This window comes from Mesorhizobium sp. M1E.F.Ca.ET.063.01.1.1 (genome assembly GCF_003998155.1).
In the GTDB taxonomy this organism is placed as follows: domain Bacteria; phylum Pseudomonadota; class Alphaproteobacteria; order Rhizobiales; family Rhizobiaceae; genus Mesorhizobium.
On the sequence record NZ_RZSC01001053.1, the window covers coordinates 1 to 1592 of the forward strand.

Consider the following 1592-nt stretch of genomic DNA (forward strand, 5'->3'; position numbering starts at 1 on the left):
GGCCAGCAGGTGACGATGATCGGCGTCGACGGCAATGTCGATGCGGTGAAGTCGATCAAGGAAGGCCGTCTCAACGCTTCCGTCGCGCAGCTTCCCTATCTCGTCGGCAAGCAGGCGGTCGAGAACGTCAAGAAGGCGCTGGCCGGCGAGAAGGTCGAGGAAAGCGTCGCGGTGCCCACCTTGGTGCTGACCAAGGACGTGCTCGACGCGGGCAAGGAGCCGATGCTGCAATATGTGAAATGAGGCAGTAGGCAGTAGGGGTGCCTAGTCCCTAATCCCCACTGCCTAACCCCTACCCGAAGGGTAAAAAACATGTCTTCCGAAACGGCGCAGCCCGGTTTCTGGGCTCGGGTGCAGCGCGCATCCGTCGAGAGGCTCCACATCAGGCTGGAGTCCCTGGTCGTGCTTCTGGCGCTGAGTGCGGCGATGGCGCTGCTGTCGCCCTTCTTCCTGTCGCTCAGCAATTTCCTCAACATCCTGCTCGCGACCTCGACGATCGGCGTGCTGGCGATTGCCGCCACCTTCGTCATCGGCTCGGGCGGGCTCGACCTTTCGCTCGGATCGGTCATGGGGCTCGCCGGCGTGGCCGGCGCCTTCGTTGCCGTCAATCTCGGCTGGCCGTCGGTGTTCGCCGTGATCGCCTGCATCCTTGCCGGCGCGATTGCCGGCTATATCAACGGGCAATTGGTGACTCGCGCCTTCGTGCCGGCCTTCATCGTCACGCTCGGCATGCTGGGCCTGGCGCGCGGGCTGGCGCTGGTCATCTCGCAGGGCAGGGCGATCTACGGCCTGCCGCCCGAGATCGTCTATATCGGGCAAGGACGGCCCTTGGGCATTCCGATGCCGGTCATCATCTTCGTGCTGACGGCGATCGTCGCGCATGCGGTGCTCGCCTATACGCGCTTCGGCCGCCACACGCTGGCGCTCGGCGACAGCGAGGGTGCCGCGCGCGCGGCCGGCATCCGCGTCGAGCAGCACCGGCGCATCATCTATACGCTGTCCGGCGCGCTCGCCGGCCTTGCCGGTCTGCTCTTCACCGCCCGCGTCAATGCCGGCGATCCGACCGCCGGCATCAATTACGAGCTTACGGCAATCACTGCTGCGATCATCGGCGGCACCAACCTCTTCGGCGGCCGCGCCTCGATCCTTGGAACCATGATCGGCGCGCTGATCATGGGCGTGTTGCAGAACGGCCTGACGCTGCTAGCCGTGCAGTCCTATTACCAGCAGATGGCGATCGGCGCGGTGCTGATCCTCGCGGTCTTCATCGACCAGTACCAGGTGCGGAAGGAGTCGCGCGTATGACCCTGCTTTCGCTCCACGGCATCCGCAAAAGCTTCGGCGCGGTCGACGTGCTGCATGGCGTCGACCTGTCGGTCGCGGCCGGCGAAGTGGTCGGGCTGGTCGGCGACAATGGCGCCGGCAAGTCGACGCTGATGAAGACCATCACCGGCATCTACCGCGCCGACACCGGCTCGATCGAATTCGACGGCAAGGACATCCTTGCGCTCGATCCCGGCCAGCGGCGCCGCCTCGGCATCGAGATGATCTACCAGGATCTTTCGCTCGCTAAACAACAGGATGTGGCGTCG

Annotated in this window: 2 protein-coding genes and 1 pseudogene; all 3 read left to right on the top strand. The window is 65.0% G+C overall.

The window, feature by feature from the left end; genetic code table 11:
- Positions 1-243, top strand: a pseudogene (locus EOA29_RS35900) (substrate-binding domain-containing protein); the annotation flags it as partial.
- Positions 244-312: 69 nt separating this feature from the next.
- A complete protein-coding gene (locus tag EOA29_RS35905; RefSeq protein ID WP_126092945.1) occupies positions 313-1305 on the top strand; it encodes an ABC transporter permease in 993 nt (330 codons plus the stop codon).
- A partial coding sequence (locus EOA29_RS35910) for an ATP-binding cassette domain-containing protein (RefSeq protein WP_145970026.1) occupies positions 1302-1592 on the top strand: 291 nt, incomplete at its 3' end. The genes EOA29_RS35905 and EOA29_RS35910, both read left to right, overlap by 4 nt.